Raw genomic sequence first — 18,335 nt, 5'->3', positions numbered from 1 at the left:
AGCAGTGGTATGGTGCAAGGCTGATCACTGAACCTCAACCTGCCTGGTCGACGTACGCGCGCGGTTCTGCGGGCGGTACATATCTTCGACCGAGGCTGCAGGATGATGGAACACGCCCGGCGTTACGGCGCGCGCCACGTAGGCCAGCGTTACCGTCTCACGACCGGACAAATCAACGGCGGCCAGGAACCGGTCCGAACGGAACTCGGTATGGGTAGCGTCGGACAGGTCCAGCCAGTCGAGTGCCCGCATATCGCCCGAGCGGAGCAGGCTCGGGTTGTCGATCTCGATCCCGGCGGATAGTGGATCGTCCACCATCAACCGTGCTCCGCCGCTTTCGAACGGTGTTACTTGCAGTACTGTGACGAACCGGTCACCCACGGCAAAGCTGTTTGCGTCGATCAAATCGCCATCCATCGAGTAGTACTGCCGTTCGATCGCGTAGCCGGTGCCGCCCGCCTCCGGCGGAGATTCCGGAATGCCCGTGATCGTCAAGGTGATATCCGTCGCCTGACCGTCGGCGGCCATGATGTTGATATCATCCGCCTGTCCGGATTGCAGAACCTTCACAAACGGACCAGAAACCGGCGCGCCGTTGACCATCAAGCCCGATTCCGTTGTGTCAGACACAAGCTCGTGCGCCGCCAGCAACGACCACGTGGCCTCCTGAGTAGACAGCGGCGTGCGGCCTGTGCTCACCCGTTGGATCAAAGCATCGCGGTCAATCGCCTCGCTACCTGCGCCCACGGCAAGGGTCAACAGACCGGCCGCATCCCGCAGGTAGGTGCCGTAGTCAGCGCGCCAGACGTTCTGTTGCTGGTTCTGTTGCCGATCCAGCATTCGCGCGGCACGGTTGAACATCGAATCCGCACGGGTCTGGTCGCCGTAAGAGGCCAGAGCTGCGCCCAGTTGTGCCGCCGCCAGAGGGGTGTCGAAGGCATCCCCTTTAACATCAGCGTAATAGCGCAGATCGCCCATCGAGGCCGCGCCTTCCCGCGCAAGAACCATCAGGGCATAGGCGATGTCCTGACCGCCTTCGTCAAAATCTGGTGCATAATTGACCCTGTTCCGAAGGTTATCCATTGCCTGAGCGAAAGCCCGGTCTGGCACGGGATGTCCCTGAGTGCGGGCACGGGACAAGAAGTCGGTCACATAGGCGTCCAGCCAGAAATCCCCGCTGCCTGCGCGCCACAGGCCAAAGGCTCCGTTCGCGGCCTGACGGGTCAGGATGCTGCGGATCGAATCGCCGATGCGCTGATCCACCACCGGACCATCCCCCAGCCCCGAGGCTTGCGCAGCGGATGACAGGTACAGCAACGGCAGCGCTTTGCTGGTGATCTGTTCGGTGCAGCCATAGGGGTAACGGTTCAGCTGATCCAGCAGTCCGGGTGTGTCGAATTTTGCCAATGCTCCGGCTGACAGAATGGCCTTGGCCGAGCCCAGCTGGAACCCGTCAAACACATCCTGTGAAAACAGGAAGCTGTCGCCTGCGCCCAAGGCAAAACGCCGCGTCTGCGCAATCACCGGATCATTGGCGCGCACCGGCATCCGCAGGGTTTGCGACAGGTCGCGCCCATCAGGCGTGGTGATCGACACGCTGATTTCAGGATCGCCGACGGCGCTGGCCGTGATCGGGATCTCGAAAACCGCCTTGCCACCGTCCTCCAGCACAAAGCTGGCTGGTGCCGCGCCCAGTTCCAAACCGTTGGAGGCGGTCAGGCCAAGTGCCATTTCTCCGGGCGTGCCATCAGCATGGACGATCTCAAGACGCATTCGGCTTTGATCCCCTGGGGCAAGGAAGCGCGGAAGGCTGGCGGTGACGACCACAGGGTCGCGGACGATCATTTCGACTTCGGCCTGGCCGACGGCTTTGTGCGACCACGCGACGGCCATCAGGCGGACGGTTCCATTGAAGGCGGGAAGGGGAATGTCGATCTCAACCTCACCATCCGCACCGATCTCGACCGGGCCACTGAACACGGCCATCAGGTCTTGCGTCGGCGGCGGAGACTGGCGACGCATCCCGTTGTCACTGTCGCCGCCCGAGCGCACTGTGCCCATGGCTCCGGTCATGCCGTCGATCAGTCGCCCGTAGACATCCCGCAGATCAACGCCCAGACGACGCTGCCCGAAATAGTATCCTTGCGGGTCCGGGCTTTCGAACCCGGTGAGGTTCAGAATGCCCACATCGACAGCGGCCAGGGTCAGCCAGACCGGATCATTGTCTGCGGCGTTTTCGACCCTGATACGGGCTTTTTGCGTCTGACGTGGTGCGATGATCTCGGGCACATCGACAGTTACGGAGAGTTTGTGGTCCTCTGGATCGATGCTGGCATGGGCCACACCCATCGCCCGCGCCGGGTTCTGACCGGCTGCAACATCCATTGGGCGGATCACGGTTGCGGTGACATAAGCCCCTGCGCCCCAATCCTTCGTTACCTCAATGGGTATCAGAGTTTCACCTTCCGGCACTTCCACCATTTGGCGATGGACCAGACGGTTCGAAAGGACTTCTATCTGAGCGACACCGGCCATTCGCGGTACAATCCGCAACTGCGCCGTATCCCCGATGCGATAGCTGTCGCGATCCAACGACATTTCAAGCCGGTCCGGCGTGGTCGATGCATCGGCTGCCTGATACCAGCCCGCATGGAAATCGATAGCGGTTTCTGCATACGTCCCATCGACACGCTGCACCACCAGTTCATAGCGCCCCCATTTCACCGGCTGTGTCAGCGTCAGAGGGTCGGTAGAGACGTCCACTTCGCCAGTGGCGACACGGCTGCGGCGCGTAGTTGGTTCCCAATTCCAGTTGCCGTACAGCTGGTACCATTGATAGCGCGTTTCGACCTTGTTCAGCGTCCAGCGCAGACGCATCGGACTGGGCGTCAGGTCAGGGGAAAGGCCGACAATCTCAAACGCAGCCTCCGTGCCTTCCGGGATGACCTCGTCGAACAGGGGCTTGACGCCAATAACAGGGTGCGGCGGCAAGACAGGCGCGGTCAGGCGACGCTCAACCGGGCGGCCCGAGCCATCGGCCAGTCGGGCGATGATCTCGACCTCGATCGGCTTTCCTTCAGTCTCTAATGCAGGGACTTCGACCGCCACAGTTGCTTGACCCGCCGTGTCTGTGCGCATGTCACCGAAATATGTGCTCTTGATCGAGGTCTCTGCATCATAGCGACCAAAGCGATAACCTCCGTAGCCCGGAACCGTGTCCGCCGGGCGCGCGATGACCTGCCCATCGATGCTCAGGCCAGACCCCGGCGCACCAAACAGATAGCGCGCGTCGATCGAGAGTGGTGGACTATCGCCGGGGCGCAAGGGTGCGTCGGGCAAGGTCAGGTCAAAATCGATACGTTCGGGCAGGAAATCCTCGACGAGCACGGTCTGACGCGCCAGTGCATCGCCCTTGGGATCGGATTTGATTTCAATCTTCCATGCGCCACGCGGCACGTCTGCGGCCACAGGCAGGGCAAAGACATGACCCCCGGCAACGCCGCCATCCGAGACAGACCGGCGGTATTCCACCCCGTCCGGGCGATACAGGATTGCAGTCAGAGGCAGGCCCTCAATGGCCAGCGCCTTACCATCGCGGGACAGGGCAGTGACATGGATCACCTCTCCGGCCCGATAAGCACCTCGGTCGGTGGTCAGAAAGACATCGACCGGCCCCGCCGGCGCGCGCCCTTCAACGCCGCGATCCGACAGGTCAAAGGCAGGATCGGTCAGCGAGAGAAAGCTGAAATCGCTGTCATCACTTGCCGCCATCACCAGAGCAGGCGCACTAGCCCCTTTTCCGCGCGTCAGGCCCGGATCGAAGCTTACATAGCCGGTTTCATCGGTCCGCGCCGTCGCGATGACAGCGTTCGCCTTTGAGACCAGCGAAACTTCGACACCTTCGCGCGGTACTGCATCGCTTAGCCCGCGCACGGTCACGTGCAGCCCGTCAGTACCCAGGGCGGTGCTGATCCCCAGATCAGAAAGAACAAACCATTGCGTTGCACCAGGATCGTCATAGGGATCGGCTCCCGGAACGCGGGCGGTCAATGCATAGATACCCGCAGGTTGATCAAAGATCGCTTCGGCCATGGGAAGACGTGCCGTCATGGTCTGGTTCAACTGGTTGGAAACCTCGGCAGTACCCGTCCAGATGTCCTGAGCAATCTCGTCCGAGAATTCTTCTTCCTGCCATTCGCTGAGCGGACGGCCGAAAAGGTCCTGTTGCACGGCACGCAAAAGGTTCCGGTCACTGACCCGCCGCAGAGTCAGGTCAAGTTCTGTCACATTGACCGTTTCGACAGGCAAGGCCGCATCCGCAGAATTCGGAAGGACATAGCTGCGCCCGGGAAACCGAACCGAAGGTGCCCGGTCGCGAACATAATGGGTCAGTTCAATGCTGCGGTTCAGTGCTTCGCCCGAGGCGGCAGGCAACCCTTCGCGCAATGTCAGGCGATAACGCTGGCCATGCGCAACCCCATCGACGCAGAGCTGGCTGTCATCGGCCTGCACGACCAGCCCGTCAGCGTCACGCTGAACGAAGGGATCATAATCAACCCCAGCCTTGACCAGAGGTTCCGAGAACTCGATACAAATCCTGGGGGCAGCCGCATCGCTTTCGACCGAGCTGTCGACCACGCGGAAGCCATATTTACCGATGGCGTTGTCCAAGGCGGCCAATACGTCTTCCCGCGGTTGCACCTGCTCGGCCAGCCGAAGAACAGGGATCATGTCGCGCCCGCGCTCAACCTCTTCCAAGGCTTCTGCAAGTATCATCAGGGCAGCGATCTGGGAGCCGGAAGCATCGGCACGCAGATAGCCATTGATCGCCGCATTCAGCGCGCGATTGCGCAGATCGCGCCGCTCGTTCCAACCCGAAGGGTTCATGGCCAGCAGCAGGCGCGCATATTCCACCCAAAGATCCGGGGTGTCGCTGAGCGATACGGCGACACCCGTCCACTGCATCGCCTGCGTGACGCTGCCCGCGTCGCGCGCGGCATCCAGAACGGCTTGCAGATCGTACCCTACTGCCGGGTGCAGGAACCCCAAATCTCGGGCTTGTTTTGTTGCGCGACCAAGATCGTCAGAACTCAGGGCGCTCATTGTTTCAGCCCGTGTTTTTCCCAGGGTTAGAGACTTTTCAGTGCCTGGCACCTTTTGCGCAGACAGAGCCCCTTGATAGGTCTCTTGGCGGCTCACGCCACTTTTGGGAAAGCAGGCATCGGACCGGGTATTATAGGTGAACGCCGTACATTGCGCGTTGGCCGAGCAGGCCTGAATGCAGGACTTCAAATCGGTGTCGAACAAGGCATCCAGATCCGAGCCATAGAAATCCGTGTCCCGAGAGGCGACATAGCGGAATTCAGGCACCGCACTCTGCGCCAGAACCGCAGCAGGAAGGTTCAGAAGAAAAATTATGTAAGTTATTGAAATATAAACAAAGCGGCGCATGGCGTCCTCCTCTTTGGGCTCAGCCTTGCATGGTGCGCGCCTGTAGCGCAACGGCTTAAACAGATTTTCATTCTCTGTCGCGAAGCTGAAATCCGAACGTCCCGGAATCGATCATAATGAGTCTTGCGAACAAACTGGCACAGGAACGGCGCGCGCGTCTGGCAGCAGAACGAATGCTTGCCTTGAAACAGGCCGAACTTTCGACTGCAAATCGAAAACTGGGCCAACACGCCATGGCGCTGACCAGGCGTATTGGTGAAACTCAGGCCGAAGTTGAAACTGTCCGCGGTGAAAACGAAAAGGTCAAATCCGATCTTACCGTCGCCCATGCCAAGATCGAGATTGCTGAACGCCGCCTGTGGCATTCGATCCAGACCATTCAGGACGGGTTTGCTTTCTTTGACGGCGACAGCAGGCTTATCAGCGCAAATGGAGCATATCTAAGTGTTTTTGAAGGCCTGTATGAAGTCGCACCGGGGATTTCCTATCAGCGGATTCTGCAATTGCTGACCACCGAAGGAATTGTAGACATTGGCGACGAAGCTGCCGAGGAATGGCAGGCCAGAATGCAGGCCCGCTGGAATCGTTCCAGTCCACCTCCAATCGTCATGCAACTGTGGAACGGCCACTTCATCCGCCTGATCGATCAGCGTGGCAGCGGCGGTGACGTGGTCAGCCTGGCACGCAACATCACCGCGTCGGTCCGGAACGAAACAGAATTGAAGGCTGCCCGCGAACGGGCGGAAGCGGCCAACAGGGCCAAATCAGTCTTTCTCGCCAATATGAGCCACGAAATCCGCACGCCGATGAATGGTATCGTCGGTATGACCGAATTGCTTGATGAATCTCCTCTGGACGAAGAACAGCGGCTCTATGTCAACACGATCCGCAACTCGGGTGAGGCATTGTTGGTTATCATCAACGACGTGCTTGATTATTCCAAGATCGAGGCGGACAAACTGGTTCTACACCCTGAACCCTTCGATCTGGAGCGCTGCATCCTTGAGGTCGCGATGCTGTTGCAACCCAGCGTACGCGACAAGGGGCTCACCTTGCTTGTGGATTACGACCTTTTCCTGCCCACCCTTTTTGTAGGAGATCCCGGCCGAATACGGCAGGTTCTGACCAACCTGGTGGGCAACGCGGTCAAATTCACCAAGGAAGGGCATGTACTGGTCCGTGTGACAGGCGTTCCGCATTCCCAGGCTCAGACATGCGACATCCATGTTGCCATCGAAGATACCGGCATCGGCATAGATGCGGACAAGATCAACCACGTTTTTGGTGAGTTCAATCAGGTCGAAGATGAACGCAATCGTCAATTTGAAGGTACCGGGTTGGGTCTTGCCATCAGCAGGCGCCTGATCACCATGATGGGCGGTTCGGTCTGGGTTGAAAGCGAACCGGGTCGGGGATCCTGTTTCGGGTTCAAGGTGTCGCTGCCCACGGCAGAAGGCCCACAGCCGGAACCTCCGAAACTGTCGGATTGCGTGAAACACGTCATGGTGGTCGAGGATCTGGCCGTAAACCGGGCTATTCTGGCGAAACAACTTGGCCGTTTAGGGGCCGAAGTGACGGTTTGCGCGTCAGGAGCCGAGGCGCTGGCAGAAATGCATGACGCAATTGAACTTGTCCTGTGCGATCATGATCTGCCAGATATGGATGGATTGGACCTGGCCATCACCCTTAAAGACCGTGGGTGGGGCGATGCCTCGGTCATCGTGATGTCTGCAAATCCATCTCTGATCCACACGCACCCGGCCCGCGACCTGATCAACGGTGTGTTGCAGAAGCCGATCCCCAGGGCCGAGTTGTATTCCGGGCTCGTGGCTCTCAGGGGTAATTCGCCGCCAGAATGTCGTTCTACGCAGCAAAGTTCCGTCTCTGACAAAGAAGAAACCAAGGTGTTGGAAACAAGGCGCATGAAGATACTTGCGGCCGAAGACAATCATACCAATCAGCTGATCCTGAAAAAGATGGTCCAAGACCTGCAAATAGATTTGCGATTTGCCTCCAATGGGATTGAAGCCGTTGAGATCTTTCAGGAGTTTGACCCGGACTTGATCTTCATGGATATTTCCATGCCGAAGATGGACGGCAAACAGGCCACTACCGAAATCCGCAGGATTGAGGTCGAAACAGGGCGTCATGTCCCGATCGTTGCCTTGACGGCTCATGCAATGGCCGGTGACGACCAGGGCATCTTGTCCGCGGGGTTGGATTACTACATGACGAAACCGCTGCGCAAAAATCATATTCATCAAATGATCCTGCAACACCAACCAGACGGGGTAAGCAATGTTATGGACAATCACCTCGTCCAGGAGCATTCACCCATGTGTGACCGCAAACAGGATCCTGCTTCATCTGGCTGAAAATATCCCGGGGAGCGCGAGGTGCTGGCCCCTCGCTCAGACCCGCAGCCCAAAACCGTAGCTGCAAGAGTTATCGATCAATCTGTCAGGGTCTCAGGCCGAATAGGGTCGAACAAAGACAGGTCTGCCCTCTTCCGACAGGTCAGCACGATACGCGTATCCGCCCGTATCGAAATCCAGCAAAGCTTTCGGGTCAGTCAGGCGGTGTTGAATGACATAGCGCGCCATTGCACCACGCGCCTTTTTGGCAAAGAAACTCACGATCTTCGGAGTGTCGTTCTTGTCTTCCATGAACACAGGAGTGACGACGCGCAGTTTCAAAGCGTGCGGGTCCACGGCACCGAAATACTCCTGACTGGCGCAGTTGATCAGAACGTCGCTGCCGATCTTGTCGCATTGTGCGTTCAGGGCCTTGCTCAACTGGTCGCGCCAATATTCATAAAGGTTCTTGCCGCGCCGGGTTTTTAGCTTGCTGCCCATCTCCAGTCTGTAGGGTTGTATCGCATCAAGTGGCCGCAAAACGCCATACAGGCCCGAGAGGATGCGCAGATGATCCTGTGCCCATGCCATTTCGTCAGGACCGAGCGAAGCTGCTTCCAGACCCTGATAGGTGTCACCTGCAAAGGCCAGCGCGGCCGGGCGCGTTGCCTTGGCGTCTGGCATGTCCGAAAAAGCACGATAGCGATCGCGATTCAGACGTGCCAGATCATCGCTCAGATCCATCAGCTTTTTCAGATCGCCAAGGGTCAGATTGCGTGCGGTTTTGGACAGTCTGATCGCATCATCCTGAAAATCGGGCTGTGTGACTTCAACGTACCGCTCTGCCCAGTCCAGCCGCTTGGCCGGAGAAATCACTACCAGCATATCTGCCCTCTTTTCTTACCTGTTCCAGCGTATCTAGCCCGCCCCACGCAACACGTCCAGAAAGGCGGTGCCAAACCTTTGGTGACGTCGGTCGCCCAGCACCTGTTCAATCCCGCGCAGGTCGTCAGGGCGCATCTGAGCCACCTTCGCCAGTTGTGAGGCCGAGCAGGTCAGCGGTTTGTCTATCCCGTCTGGCCCGCGGGACAATTGAGACTGTATTTCGAGCAAGCGGTCATAAATTTCGCCCTGATCGCGTCCGGCCAGCTTGCGTCGCGCCGGATGAACGGTTTCTGCTGTGCCAGCGATCACTTCAAGAAAGGTATCGCCATAGCGTTCCAGCTTCTTTGCGCCGACACCGCCAATACGTGCCATGTCGTCCAGTGTCATGGGGCGTTTTTCCGCCATTTCAATCAGGGTACGATCCGGAAAAATAACATAGGCCGGGACCCGCGCGGATTCTGCCAAAGCGCGTCTTTTCGCCTTGAGAGCAGAAAGCAATGGCGCATCTTCATCGGAGACCATGGCTTTCACGGAGGGGCGGCGGGTTGCCTTGCGCAGGGTGTCCTTGCGCAAGTTGATCCGTGCCTCGCCCTTCAGAATTGGTTTGGCGGCCTCAGTCATCCGCAAGGCGCCGTGACGTTCGGGATCGGGACGCACCAGATCGTGACCCATCATCTGGCGGAAGATGGCCTGCCATTGGGCGCGCGACCATTCTTTGCCGATGCCCCAGGTGGACAAACCATCATGACGGCGCGCGCGGATCTTGTCAGTCTCGTTCCCCAGAAGAATGTCGATCAGATGACCGCTGCCAAACCACTCATCAGTGCGAAGGATCGCAGACAAGGCCATTCGGACAGGCGTTGTGCCATCAAATATCTCAGGTGGTGTGTCGCACAGGTCGCACTTCCCACACGGCTCCGCCCGTTCTCCGAAATAGCCCAACAATGTCTGGCGGCGGCATTCCAGCGCCTCGGCCAACCCCAGTAGGGAATTCAACCGGGCATGATCGGCCATGCGGCGCTCGGGCGGAGCAAGACCCTCGTCAATCTGAGAGCGGCGCAGACGGATATCGTCGGGTCCGAACAGGGTCAGGGTTTCAGTGGGGCCACCGTCACGCCCAGCGCGCCCTATCTCCTGATAATACGCCTCGATCGATTTCGGCAGGTCGGCATGGGCGACCCACCTGATATCCGGTTTGTCGATGCCCATCCCAAAGGCAACTGTGGCAACCACGATCAGCCCGTCCTCGCGCGCGAAACGGCTTTCGACGATGCGGCGATCTTCGGCCTCCATACCCCCGTGATAGTGGCAGGCGGTGTGACCTTCTGCGCGCAAGGCTTGCGCCAGCACTTCGGTCTTGTTCCTTGTGCCGCAATAGACGATGCCGGATTGTCCTTTGCGCGCCTCAGCGAAATCCAGAATCTGCTTGCGCGGTCCGTCCTTGGCAGCAAAGGCCAGATGGATGTTGGGCCGGTCGAACCCGCGCAGGAACTTGCGGGGTTCGGTGCCGTCGAACAGTTTTTCGACAATCTCGTCCTGCGTTTCGGCGTCTGCTGTCGCTGTGAAAGCGGCCAGCGGTACGTCCAAGGCGCGCCGCAGCTCTCCGATCCGCAAATAATCAGGGCGAAAATCGTGTCCCCATTGGCTGACACAATGGGCCTCGTCCACTGCAATAAGACTGACATTGATCCTGCGCAGCATCCCCAGCGCCGAACCCGCAGCCAGACGTTCTGGTGCCATGTAAAGCAGCTTGAGCCGTCCGGCCTCCAGCGCTTCCCAAACGGCATCTGTTTCTTCAGGGGTGTTGCCAGATGTAAGGGCTCCGGCCTCAACGCCGGCTTCCTGCAACCCGCGCACTTGATCGCGCATCAAGGCGATCAGTGGAGAGATCACCACGGTCACCCCGTCGCGCAATAGGGCAGGTAGTTGAAAACAAAGGGATTTGCCACCCCCGGTAGGCATGATGGCCAGCACGTTTTCGCCCGCAGTCACGGCATCGACGATCTCTTCCTGCCCGGGGCGGAAATCGTCGAATCCAAAGACATCTCGCAGCAGGGGTGCGGCGTCGAACATGTGTGGGGGTGCCCTGTTTTAAGGTTTATCTGCTCTTGAGACAGGACAATCACATACTAAGAATCGGTGAACAAGAGGTCAGTAGAAATAGACCGCATTGTTGATCAGGATGATCCGCAGGGCATACACACCGATCAGTACGACCAGAGGTGTTAGGTCGAGCCCGCCCATATTGGGCAGGATACGGCGGATCGGGCCATAAATAGGCTCTAGAATACGGTTCAGCCCGTACCAGATTTGCGCAACCAGCTGTTGGTGCAGGTTAAGCACCTGAAAGTTGATCAGCCAGCTCATGATCACATGGGCCAGGATGATGAACCAGACAATGTCCAGGATCAGCAGCAGGATTTGGATCAGCGACAGCATGGGTTCTCCGTTCTCTTGTTGGCCGAGACCTAAGCACCCTTGCCGCAAAGAGCAAGTAGCCTGAACTCAACGCTTGCGAATTGGGCTAAAGGCCCGTCTTATAAAAGCAACGATAAACAGGGGCAGAGATGGCAGAAATATCCAAGCGCAGGCGCATCTGGGGCTGGTGGTTCTTTGACTGGGCCAGTCAGCCCTACCATACTTTGTTGGTTACGTTCGTTTTTGGCCCATACTTCGCGGGCGTTGCGGCCGGGTACTTCACCAATGAAGGGCTGGATGCGCAGGAGGCCGCTGCGCGAGCTCAGACGGTCTGGGCGAACTGCCTGACGATTACCGGGTTGATCATCGCGTTTGGCGCGCCGTTGCTGGGGGCGATGGCAGATGTCTCTGGTCGGCGAATCCCTTGGATCTTTGTCTTTTCGGTGATGTATGCCGTTGGTTCCGCTGCGCTTTGGTACACTCTGCCCGACGGCTCGAACATGTGGTTGATGCTGTCGGCCTTTGGTCTGGGCTTTGTCGGCGCGGAATACGCGCTGATCTTCATCAACTCACAGCTGCCCGATCTGGGAGATGACAGTGAAGTAGGTGAGATTTCGGGCTCAGGCTTTGCCTTTGGCTATTTTGGCGGCCTTATTTCGCTGGCGATCATGCTGGCTTTGTTTGTGGAACAGGCCAACGGCAAGACGTTGATAGGTTTGGACCCCATATTCGGTCTGGACGCGTCGCAACAACAGGGAACCCGCTTTGTTGGACCATTCACTGCCGGTTGGTTCGTCCTTTTCATGGTGCCGTACTTCCTTTGGGTTCGTGAGGACGTGCCGACGGACAAGTCAGGCACCGTTCGTGAAGCACTGCGATTGCTGGCGAAATCGGTATCTAACCTGCGCCATCGCGTCAGTTTGGCCAGTTACCTCGGCTCGTCCATGTTCTATCGCGATGCGCTGAACGGATTGTACAGCTTCGGGGGTGTCTATGCCCGGCTGGTTCTGGAGTGGGACCTGATCAAAATCGGTGTTTTCGGAATTGTCAGCGTGTTGGCGGCTGCCGCGTTTTCATGGATCGGGGGAAAGCTGGACAAAAAGCTCGGCCCCAAACCAGTGATTTTGGCGGCAATTTGGGTGCTGATCTTCGTCTGCGTGACAATCGTGATGATGGACCGGACGCAGATTTACGGTATCGCACTACCCGAAGGCTCGAACCTGCCGGATATGGTGTTCTTTGGTTGCGGTGTTCTGATCGGAGGCATGGGCGGTATTCTGCAATCGGCCAGCCGCTCGATGATGGTGCGTCACACCGACCCCGAAGCCCCGGTGGAGAGCTTCGGACTTTATGGTCTGTCGGGCCGCGCGACCGCTTTTGCCGCGCCTTTGCTGATCGGGATTGCAACAACTGTGACCGGAAGTGCGCGGCTGGGGGTGTCACCCATCGTACTGTTGTTTATTCTGGGCCTATTCCTGATGCGTTGGGTGAGACCTGAAGGGGATCAGAGCGGATGATTTTATTACGTTATTTGGCATTTTTGGCCATCATGGCGCTGGCGAATACGGCGACGGCGCAGCCCCTGGCAAAGCAGTTGTTCGGGGCGCAGAAGGTAAGCTCGCAACAAAAAGCGGCTGCTTTCGGCAGTTATTCGCGTGGGTGCGCGGCCGGGTCGGTGCAATTGCCGGAAACCGGTCCGACGTGGCAGGCAATGCGTCTGTCGCGCAATCGAAACTGGGGACATCCCGAGGCAATCGATTACGTTCAGGACCTCAGCAAGTTTGCGGCACGGCAACCGGGTTGGAATGGTCTCTATATTGGGGATATCAGCCAGCCGCGGGGTGGCCCAATGACCTCGGGACACCGCTCTCATCAGCTGGGGCTGGATATCGATATCTGGATGCTTCCGGGCAATAACATGCGCCTGTCGCGCAAGGCGCGCGAGAACATCTCATCCATATCGCTGCGACGCTCGAACGGCGCCTACGTCAACAGCAACTGGACCAAACAGCATCATGCGGTGTTGCGCGAAGCCGCCAAGGACAAACGCGTGGCGCGTATCTTCGTGTTCCCCGGGGCGAAGGTTCAGATGTGCAACGATGAAAAAGGCAATCGTGCTTACCTGCGCAAGATAAGGCCTTGGTGGGGGCATCACTACCATTTTCACGTGCGCCTGAAATGCCCTAGAGGATCAAAGGGATGCGTCAACCAGGATGCACCACCCAAGGGCGATGGCTGTGCCGAGGCGCAACAATGGGTGCGTAACATCTTGAACCCGCCGCCGCCCGACCCGAACGCGCCGCCGCCCAAGAAACGCCGGGAATATGTTCTGGCCGATTTGCCAAAACAATGCGCCGCCATCTTGCAATCCAAGTAAGTACGGCACTGTTTCTGGCTTCGGCGGCCTTGGGAGTGGATGTAAAAACTGCCACACACCAAGGCAGTTTTGCATGGCGTCACCAGGCGGATTGGTTTGGCGGATTCTCGGCGCTGCACATTTCGGACAATGGGCAGCAGATGATGGCGCTGAGCGACCGGGCCAGGTCGGTGACCGCGCGCATTGAGCGCCTTGATGGCGAGATCACCGGCCTGCGCATTCTGGGGCACTGGCCGGTTCTGTCCAGCAATGGGCACATCATGTCAGGCGGCGTTGGCGATTCCGAAGGGATTGCGGCGGCTCCGGACGGTGGGTTCTACATCTCATTTGAAGGGGTGCACCGCGTCGCCCATTACCCCGCACCGGGCACAAAGGCGCGTGTATTACCGCGCCCGCAGGCATTTCAGGACCTCGCCGACAATGGATCCTTTGAAGGTCTGGCCATCGATGGGCGCGGGCGGCTGTATACGCTACCGGAAACAAACCGCACCGCCCGTGGAGATATTCCCGTCTATCGCTGGAATGGCCAAACCTGGTCGACCCCTTTTGTTCTGCCCCAGCGTGGTTGGTTCAAGCCGGTTGCCGCTGATTTCGGTCCTGATGGACGATTTTATCTGTTGGAGCGAAGCCTCTCGGCAATCGGGTTTCGCTCGCGCCTGCGGCGATGGGATCTGGCAGGTAACGTGCCGAACGCCGAGGAAACCCTGTTCGAAACCGGAGCAGGGGCCCATGACAACCTCGAAGGCTTGTCGATCTGGCGGGATGATAACGGGCATTTGCGGGCCACGATGATTTCGGACGACAACTTTCTGGCACTGCAACGAACCGAGTTGGTCGAGTATCTGCTGCCCGATTGACACGCGGTACATGAAGGTCTAAACGCACAGCCTGCCTTGGGACGGTCCCTTGGCCAAGTCGCCGCTACCTTGTCAAAACGGGCATCAAAATATGCAACGCAACTTTATTCCCGGCATTCTTGCCATGGCCGCCATCGTGGTGGCCTCGAACATTCTGGTCCAGTTCCTGATCCTTGACGGACTGTTGACCTGGGGTGCCTTCACCTATCCGCTGGCCTTTCTGATCACTGACATCATGAACCGCGTCTATGGTGTGGGCCCGGCCCGCAAGGTCGTTTTCGCGGGCTTCGTCACCGGGGTGATCTGCTCGCTGATCGGCAGCCAGATCATGCTTCAGGGCGACGGCTTTACCTATGCTGCCGTGCCGCTGCGCATCGCCGTGGCCTCGGGCACCGCCTTCCTGATTGCGCAACTGACCGACGTCACCGTGTTCAACGCCATGCGTGGCGGTCAATGGTGGCGCGCGCCGCTGGTATCGACTCTGGTAGGTTCAGCGCTGGATACCGCTTTGTTCTTCACCATCGCCTTCTCTGCCTCGGTCACCTTCTTTGGCGCCGATGCGGATGCTGCCATCAACTGGGCGTGGGAGCCCGTGCCCTTCATGCTGTCGGGTCCCGAGGCACCGCTGTGGGTGACGCTGGCCTTTGCCGACTGGTTGGTGAAACTGTCGCTGGCCCTGATCGCGCTGATCCCGTTCAAGGTGATCGTTGCGCGACTGACCGCTGCACAGCCTGCGTAAAAAAGTGCTTTGAGAATGGCGCATCTTGTGTCACGCTTCTTTCTAACCGCAACAGATAGAAAAGGAGGTGATCCAGTGTCAAGAAAGAGATTGGAGAGAGGTGTCGGAACAACCGGGGGGACCGCCTGCTAGGGCAGCCCTTGGCGGAGTGTTCGCTCCGGCTGGTCGATTGATCTAACCGACCCGACCTCCTGAACTTTCGAAGGGCCGTCCCGCCGGGGCGGCCCTTTCTGTTTTCACCCGTGCCAGTTATGGTCGAACCTATGTTGCGCATTACCGACGATATCACTCTGCAAGACTGGGAAATGACCGAGAGCTTTGTCCGCTCTTCCGGCCCTGGCGGGCAGAATGTGAACAAGGTCTCGACCGCCGTTGAGCTGAGGTTCGAGGCCGCGCGCTCCCCTTCTTTACCCGATCCGGTCAAGAACAGGCTGAAACGGTTGGCCGGGCGCCGCTGGACCAAGGATGGCGCGATCATCATCCAGTGTGAAGAAACACGGTCGCAAGCCCGCAACCGGGAAATCGCACGTACAAGGCTGGCCGAACTGATCACGCGTGCGCTGGTCCAACCCAAGCGGCGCATCGCAACAAAACCTACCTATGGCTCGGTCAAACGCAGGCTTGCGACGAAAAAGGCACGGGGTGACGTTAAGGCATTGCGAGGCAAGGTGTCCGAAGATTGATCTGGCATCTTGTCGGGGCGTTGATAGTCTGACCTTCAAAAGGAGCAGGAGAGTAACGCCATGAGGCTGGAGGGAAAAACCGCAATCGTCACTGGCGGAGCATCCGGGTTTGGTGCGGGGATCGTAAGGAAGTTCCAGGCCGAAGGTGCGCGCGTCATGATTGCTGACATCAATGGCGATGCTGCCCATGAGCTTGCTGGGCAGCTTGGTTCCGAAGCGGTTGCTCAGCAGGTCGATGTAAGCGACGGTGCTTCGGTCCAAAAGATGGCGGATGCGGCTTTCTCAACTTTCGGCTATTTGGATATTCTGGTGAACAATGCCGGTGTGACTCACCTTCCGACGCCGCTCGAGGAGGTCAGCGAAGAAGATTTCGACCGTGTTTTCTGCGTGAATATGAAATCCGTCTATCTGACTGCCCGCGCGTTGTTGCCTCATATGAAGGCACGCGGGGCGGGTTCAGTGCTAAACGTGGCTTCAACCGCGGGCCTGTCGCCGCGCCCGAACCTGAACTGGTATAACGCCTCCAAGGGTTGGATGATCACCGCAACCAAAACGATGGCGGTCGAGCTTGCACCGTCCGGGCTGCGGGTGAATGCGATCTGCCCGGTCGCCGGGGAAACGCCATTGCTGAAATCTTTCATGGGTGAAGACACACCCGAAATCCGTGCCAAATTCCTGTCGACCATCCCCTTGGGCCGCTTTTCAACCCCTGAAGATATGGCTAATGCCGCCTGTTTCCTGTGTTCGGACGAGGCCAGCATGATCACCGGCACTGCGCTTGAGGTCGACGGCGGCCGATGCATCTGATCCGCTCTTCATCTGGCCAAAAATATCCCCGCCGGTGGCAGCGCGCGCCAGCGCGCTTTCCCGCTCAACCGCCGAGACTTACATGATCCCCGGACCAAGAAACCTGATCACGGATGTTCCCGGCCTGATAGTCGGCAACGCTCAGGACGGCGCCTTGAAATCCGGCACGACTGTCCTGACCGCCGCAGAACCGTTCGTGACATCGGTCCACATTATGGGCGGTGCGCCGGGCACGCGCGAGACTGAACTTCTTGCTCCTGACAAGACGGTAACGCATGTGGATGCGATATCGCTGTCCGGTGGATCGGCGTTCGGGCTGGATGCCTGTTCCGGTGTCTCGGATGCATTGCGCCAGTTGGGTAGGGGTTTTCCGGTTGGTGATGTTGTGGTGCCAATCGTACCAGGTGCGATCCTGTTTGATCTACTGAATGGCGGCGACAAGACCTGGGATGTAAATCCCTATCGTGCCTTGGGGCGTGCTGCGTTCGAATCCGCGTCGGACAAGTTCGAACTCGGAACCGCAGGTGCAGGAACCGGGGCTCTGACCGCGATGCACAAGGGTGGGTTGGGCTCAGCCTCGCTTGTTTTGGACAACGGTGTCACCGTGGGAGCACTTGTTGCGGTCAATCCGCTGGGAAGTGTCACCACGCCGGGTGACAGGCATTTCTGGGCTGCCCCATTTGAAGTGGACGATGAGTTTGGCGGATTTGGGCCTGATCCCAGTGCTGGACTTGGCTATCCAACGGTCAGTCGAAAAGCGCAGGTGATGCAGCCGGCGAATCCGGACAAGGCCAATACCACGATTGCCATCGTTGCGACTGATGCTGCCCTGACCAAACCGCAGTGCCAGAGGTTGGCCGTTGCTGCCCATGACGGTATTGCCCGCGCCATTGTGCCCGCCCATACGCCCGGCGATGGTGATCTGGTGTTCGGGGTCAGCACCGGCGCGCGGGTGATCACCTCTGATGCCGAACCAGGTGTCATCGGGCACGCGGCTTCGCTTTGCCTGGCGCGGGCCATTGCGCGCGCCGTTTTTCTGGCGACTCCGGCAGCAGGCGACTTATTGCCGTGCTGGTCCGGGGTGCATGACAAAAGTTAAGGACACCCTATTTGTCGCAGTGGCACAGTGAGCGCGCGCGGCAATCTGCGCGTTGACTCTTTTTTGCGCCGACGGTCCATTCGGCGCAGCCATATTGTATCGGAGCAAAAGCTATGAATCGCATCCTCGCTACCGCAATCGTCGGTCTTCTGGCCCTTCCTGCTTATGCTGAAGGCGACGCTGAGGCGGGCAAGAAAACCTTCAACAAGTGCAAGTCCTGCCACATGATCGCTGACCCGGAAGGCGAAGTGATCGTCAAGGGTGGCAAAACCGGCCCCAACCTCTATGGAATCGCTGGCCGCACCGCCGGTACCGTTGAGGGTTTCAAATACGGAGACAGCATCGTTGCTGCGGGTGAGAATGGTCTGGTCTGGGACGAAACTACATTTGTCGAATACGCGCAGGACCCAAAGGCATTCCTGAAATCCTATCTGGATGACACGTCTGCCAAGTCGAAAATGACATTCAAACTGAAAAAAGGAGGCGAAGACGTCTATGCCTATATCGCAAGTGTATCGGGTGAATAACACCTGATACTGTGCACCACTGCACAAGGACCAAAGGCCGCAGCCCCTGCGGCCTTTGGTGCGATTGATAACATTGTGGAACAGCGACACTTTGATATCAAACGGCGGTTCGCGGAAAACGCCGAAACGCCAAGCCGA

General features: G+C 58.5%; 13 protein-coding genes. 9 read left to right on the top strand and 4 right to left on the bottom strand.

The annotated features are described in order from the left end of the window. Nucleotides 1-24 precede the first annotated feature (24 nt). The gene (locus tag AC2FLP_RS14075; protein ID WP_496684353.1) at nucleotides 25-5,451 is read right to left on the bottom strand and encodes an alpha-2-macroglobulin family protein; all 5,427 of its coding nucleotides are present in this window, start codon (nucleotides 5,449-5,451) and stop codon (nucleotides 25-27) included. Nucleotides 5,452-5,567: 116 nt separating this feature from the next. On the opposite strand from AC2FLP_RS14075, the gene AC2FLP_RS14070 reads away from it, so the two are divergent. Beyond that, a complete protein-coding gene (locus AC2FLP_RS14070) occupies nucleotides 5,568-7,826 on the top strand; it encodes a response regulator (RefSeq protein WP_496684350.1) in 2,259 nt (752 codons plus the stop codon). Between the two features lie 93 nt (nucleotides 7,827-7,919). Here AC2FLP_RS14070 and yaaA read toward each other — a convergent pair whose 3' ends face one another. The 3 genes from yaaA to AC2FLP_RS14055 form a co-directional block, all read right to left on the bottom strand. Next, nucleotides 7,920-8,690: a peroxide stress protein YaaA gene (gene yaaA / locus AC2FLP_RS14065; protein ID WP_299899635.1), complete on the bottom strand. Its 771-nt coding sequence runs from the start codon at nucleotides 8,688-8,690 to the stop codon at nucleotides 7,920-7,922. A gap of 33 nt (nucleotides 8,691-8,723) precedes the next feature. After that, complete coding sequence (recQ, locus tag AC2FLP_RS14060; protein ID WP_496684346.1) at nucleotides 8,724-10,763, bottom strand: DNA helicase RecQ; 2,040 nt, start codon at nucleotides 10,761-10,763, stop codon at nucleotides 8,724-8,726. 78 nt (nucleotides 10,764-10,841) lie between these two features. Continuing rightward, entirely contained in the window at nucleotides 10,842-11,129 is a 288-nt protein-coding gene (locus AC2FLP_RS14055; protein WP_117871642.1) for a YggT family protein, read from the bottom strand. Between the two features lie 128 nt (nucleotides 11,130-11,257). Between AC2FLP_RS14055 and AC2FLP_RS14050 the strand changes: the two genes are divergently transcribed. From AC2FLP_RS14050 to AC2FLP_RS14015, 8 genes are all read left to right on the top strand, one after another. Then, nucleotides 11,258-12,625, top strand: a complete 1,368-nt coding sequence (locus tag AC2FLP_RS14050) for an MFS transporter (RefSeq protein ID WP_117871644.1) — start codon at nucleotides 11,258-11,260, stop codon at nucleotides 12,623-12,625. Further along, nucleotides 12,622-13,485 carry a penicillin-insensitive murein endopeptidase gene (gene mepA / locus AC2FLP_RS14045; RefSeq protein WP_496684342.1) on the top strand — a complete coding sequence of 288 codons (864 nt, stop codon included), beginning with the start codon at nucleotides 12,622-12,624 and terminating at the stop codon, nucleotides 13,483-13,485. The genes AC2FLP_RS14050 and mepA overlap by 4 nt, the downstream gene beginning before the upstream one ends. Then, entirely contained in the window at nucleotides 13,458-14,342 is an 885-nt protein-coding gene (locus AC2FLP_RS14040) for an esterase-like activity of phytase family protein (protein ID WP_496684339.1), read from the top strand. Before mepA ends, AC2FLP_RS14040 begins: the two co-directional genes overlap by 28 nt. Nucleotides 14,343-14,433: 91 nt before the next feature. Next, nucleotides 14,434-15,081 carry a queuosine precursor transporter gene (locus tag AC2FLP_RS14035; protein WP_496684336.1) on the top strand — a complete coding sequence of 216 codons (648 nt, stop codon included), beginning with the start codon at nucleotides 14,434-14,436 and terminating at the stop codon, nucleotides 15,079-15,081. A 263-nt stretch (nucleotides 15,082-15,344) separates the two neighbouring features. Further along, nucleotides 15,345-15,764, top strand: coding sequence for an alternative ribosome rescue aminoacyl-tRNA hydrolase ArfB (gene arfB, locus AC2FLP_RS14030; protein ID WP_117872938.1), 420 nt, complete (start codon nucleotides 15,345-15,347; stop codon nucleotides 15,762-15,764). A 60-nt stretch (nucleotides 15,765-15,824) separates the two neighbouring features. After that, nucleotides 15,825-16,571: an SDR family oxidoreductase gene (locus AC2FLP_RS14025; protein WP_496684333.1), complete on the top strand. Its 747-nt coding sequence runs from the start codon at nucleotides 15,825-15,827 to the stop codon at nucleotides 16,569-16,571. 82 nt (nucleotides 16,572-16,653) lie between these two features. Continuing rightward, nucleotides 16,654-17,670 carry a P1 family peptidase gene (locus tag AC2FLP_RS14020; RefSeq protein WP_117871655.1) on the top strand — a complete coding sequence of 339 codons (1,017 nt, stop codon included), beginning with the start codon at nucleotides 16,654-16,656 and terminating at the stop codon, nucleotides 17,668-17,670. A 113-nt stretch (nucleotides 17,671-17,783) separates the two neighbouring features. Next, on the top strand, nucleotides 17,784-18,197 hold the full coding sequence (locus AC2FLP_RS14015; RefSeq protein WP_117871657.1) for a c-type cytochrome: 414 nt from the start codon (nucleotides 17,784-17,786) through the stop codon (nucleotides 18,195-18,197). Nucleotides 18,198-18,335: the final 138 nt, after the last annotated feature.

This window comes from Ruegeria sp. CDSA141, from assembly GCF_059612005.1.
This window is presented reverse-complemented; position numbering and strand designations above follow the sequence as displayed.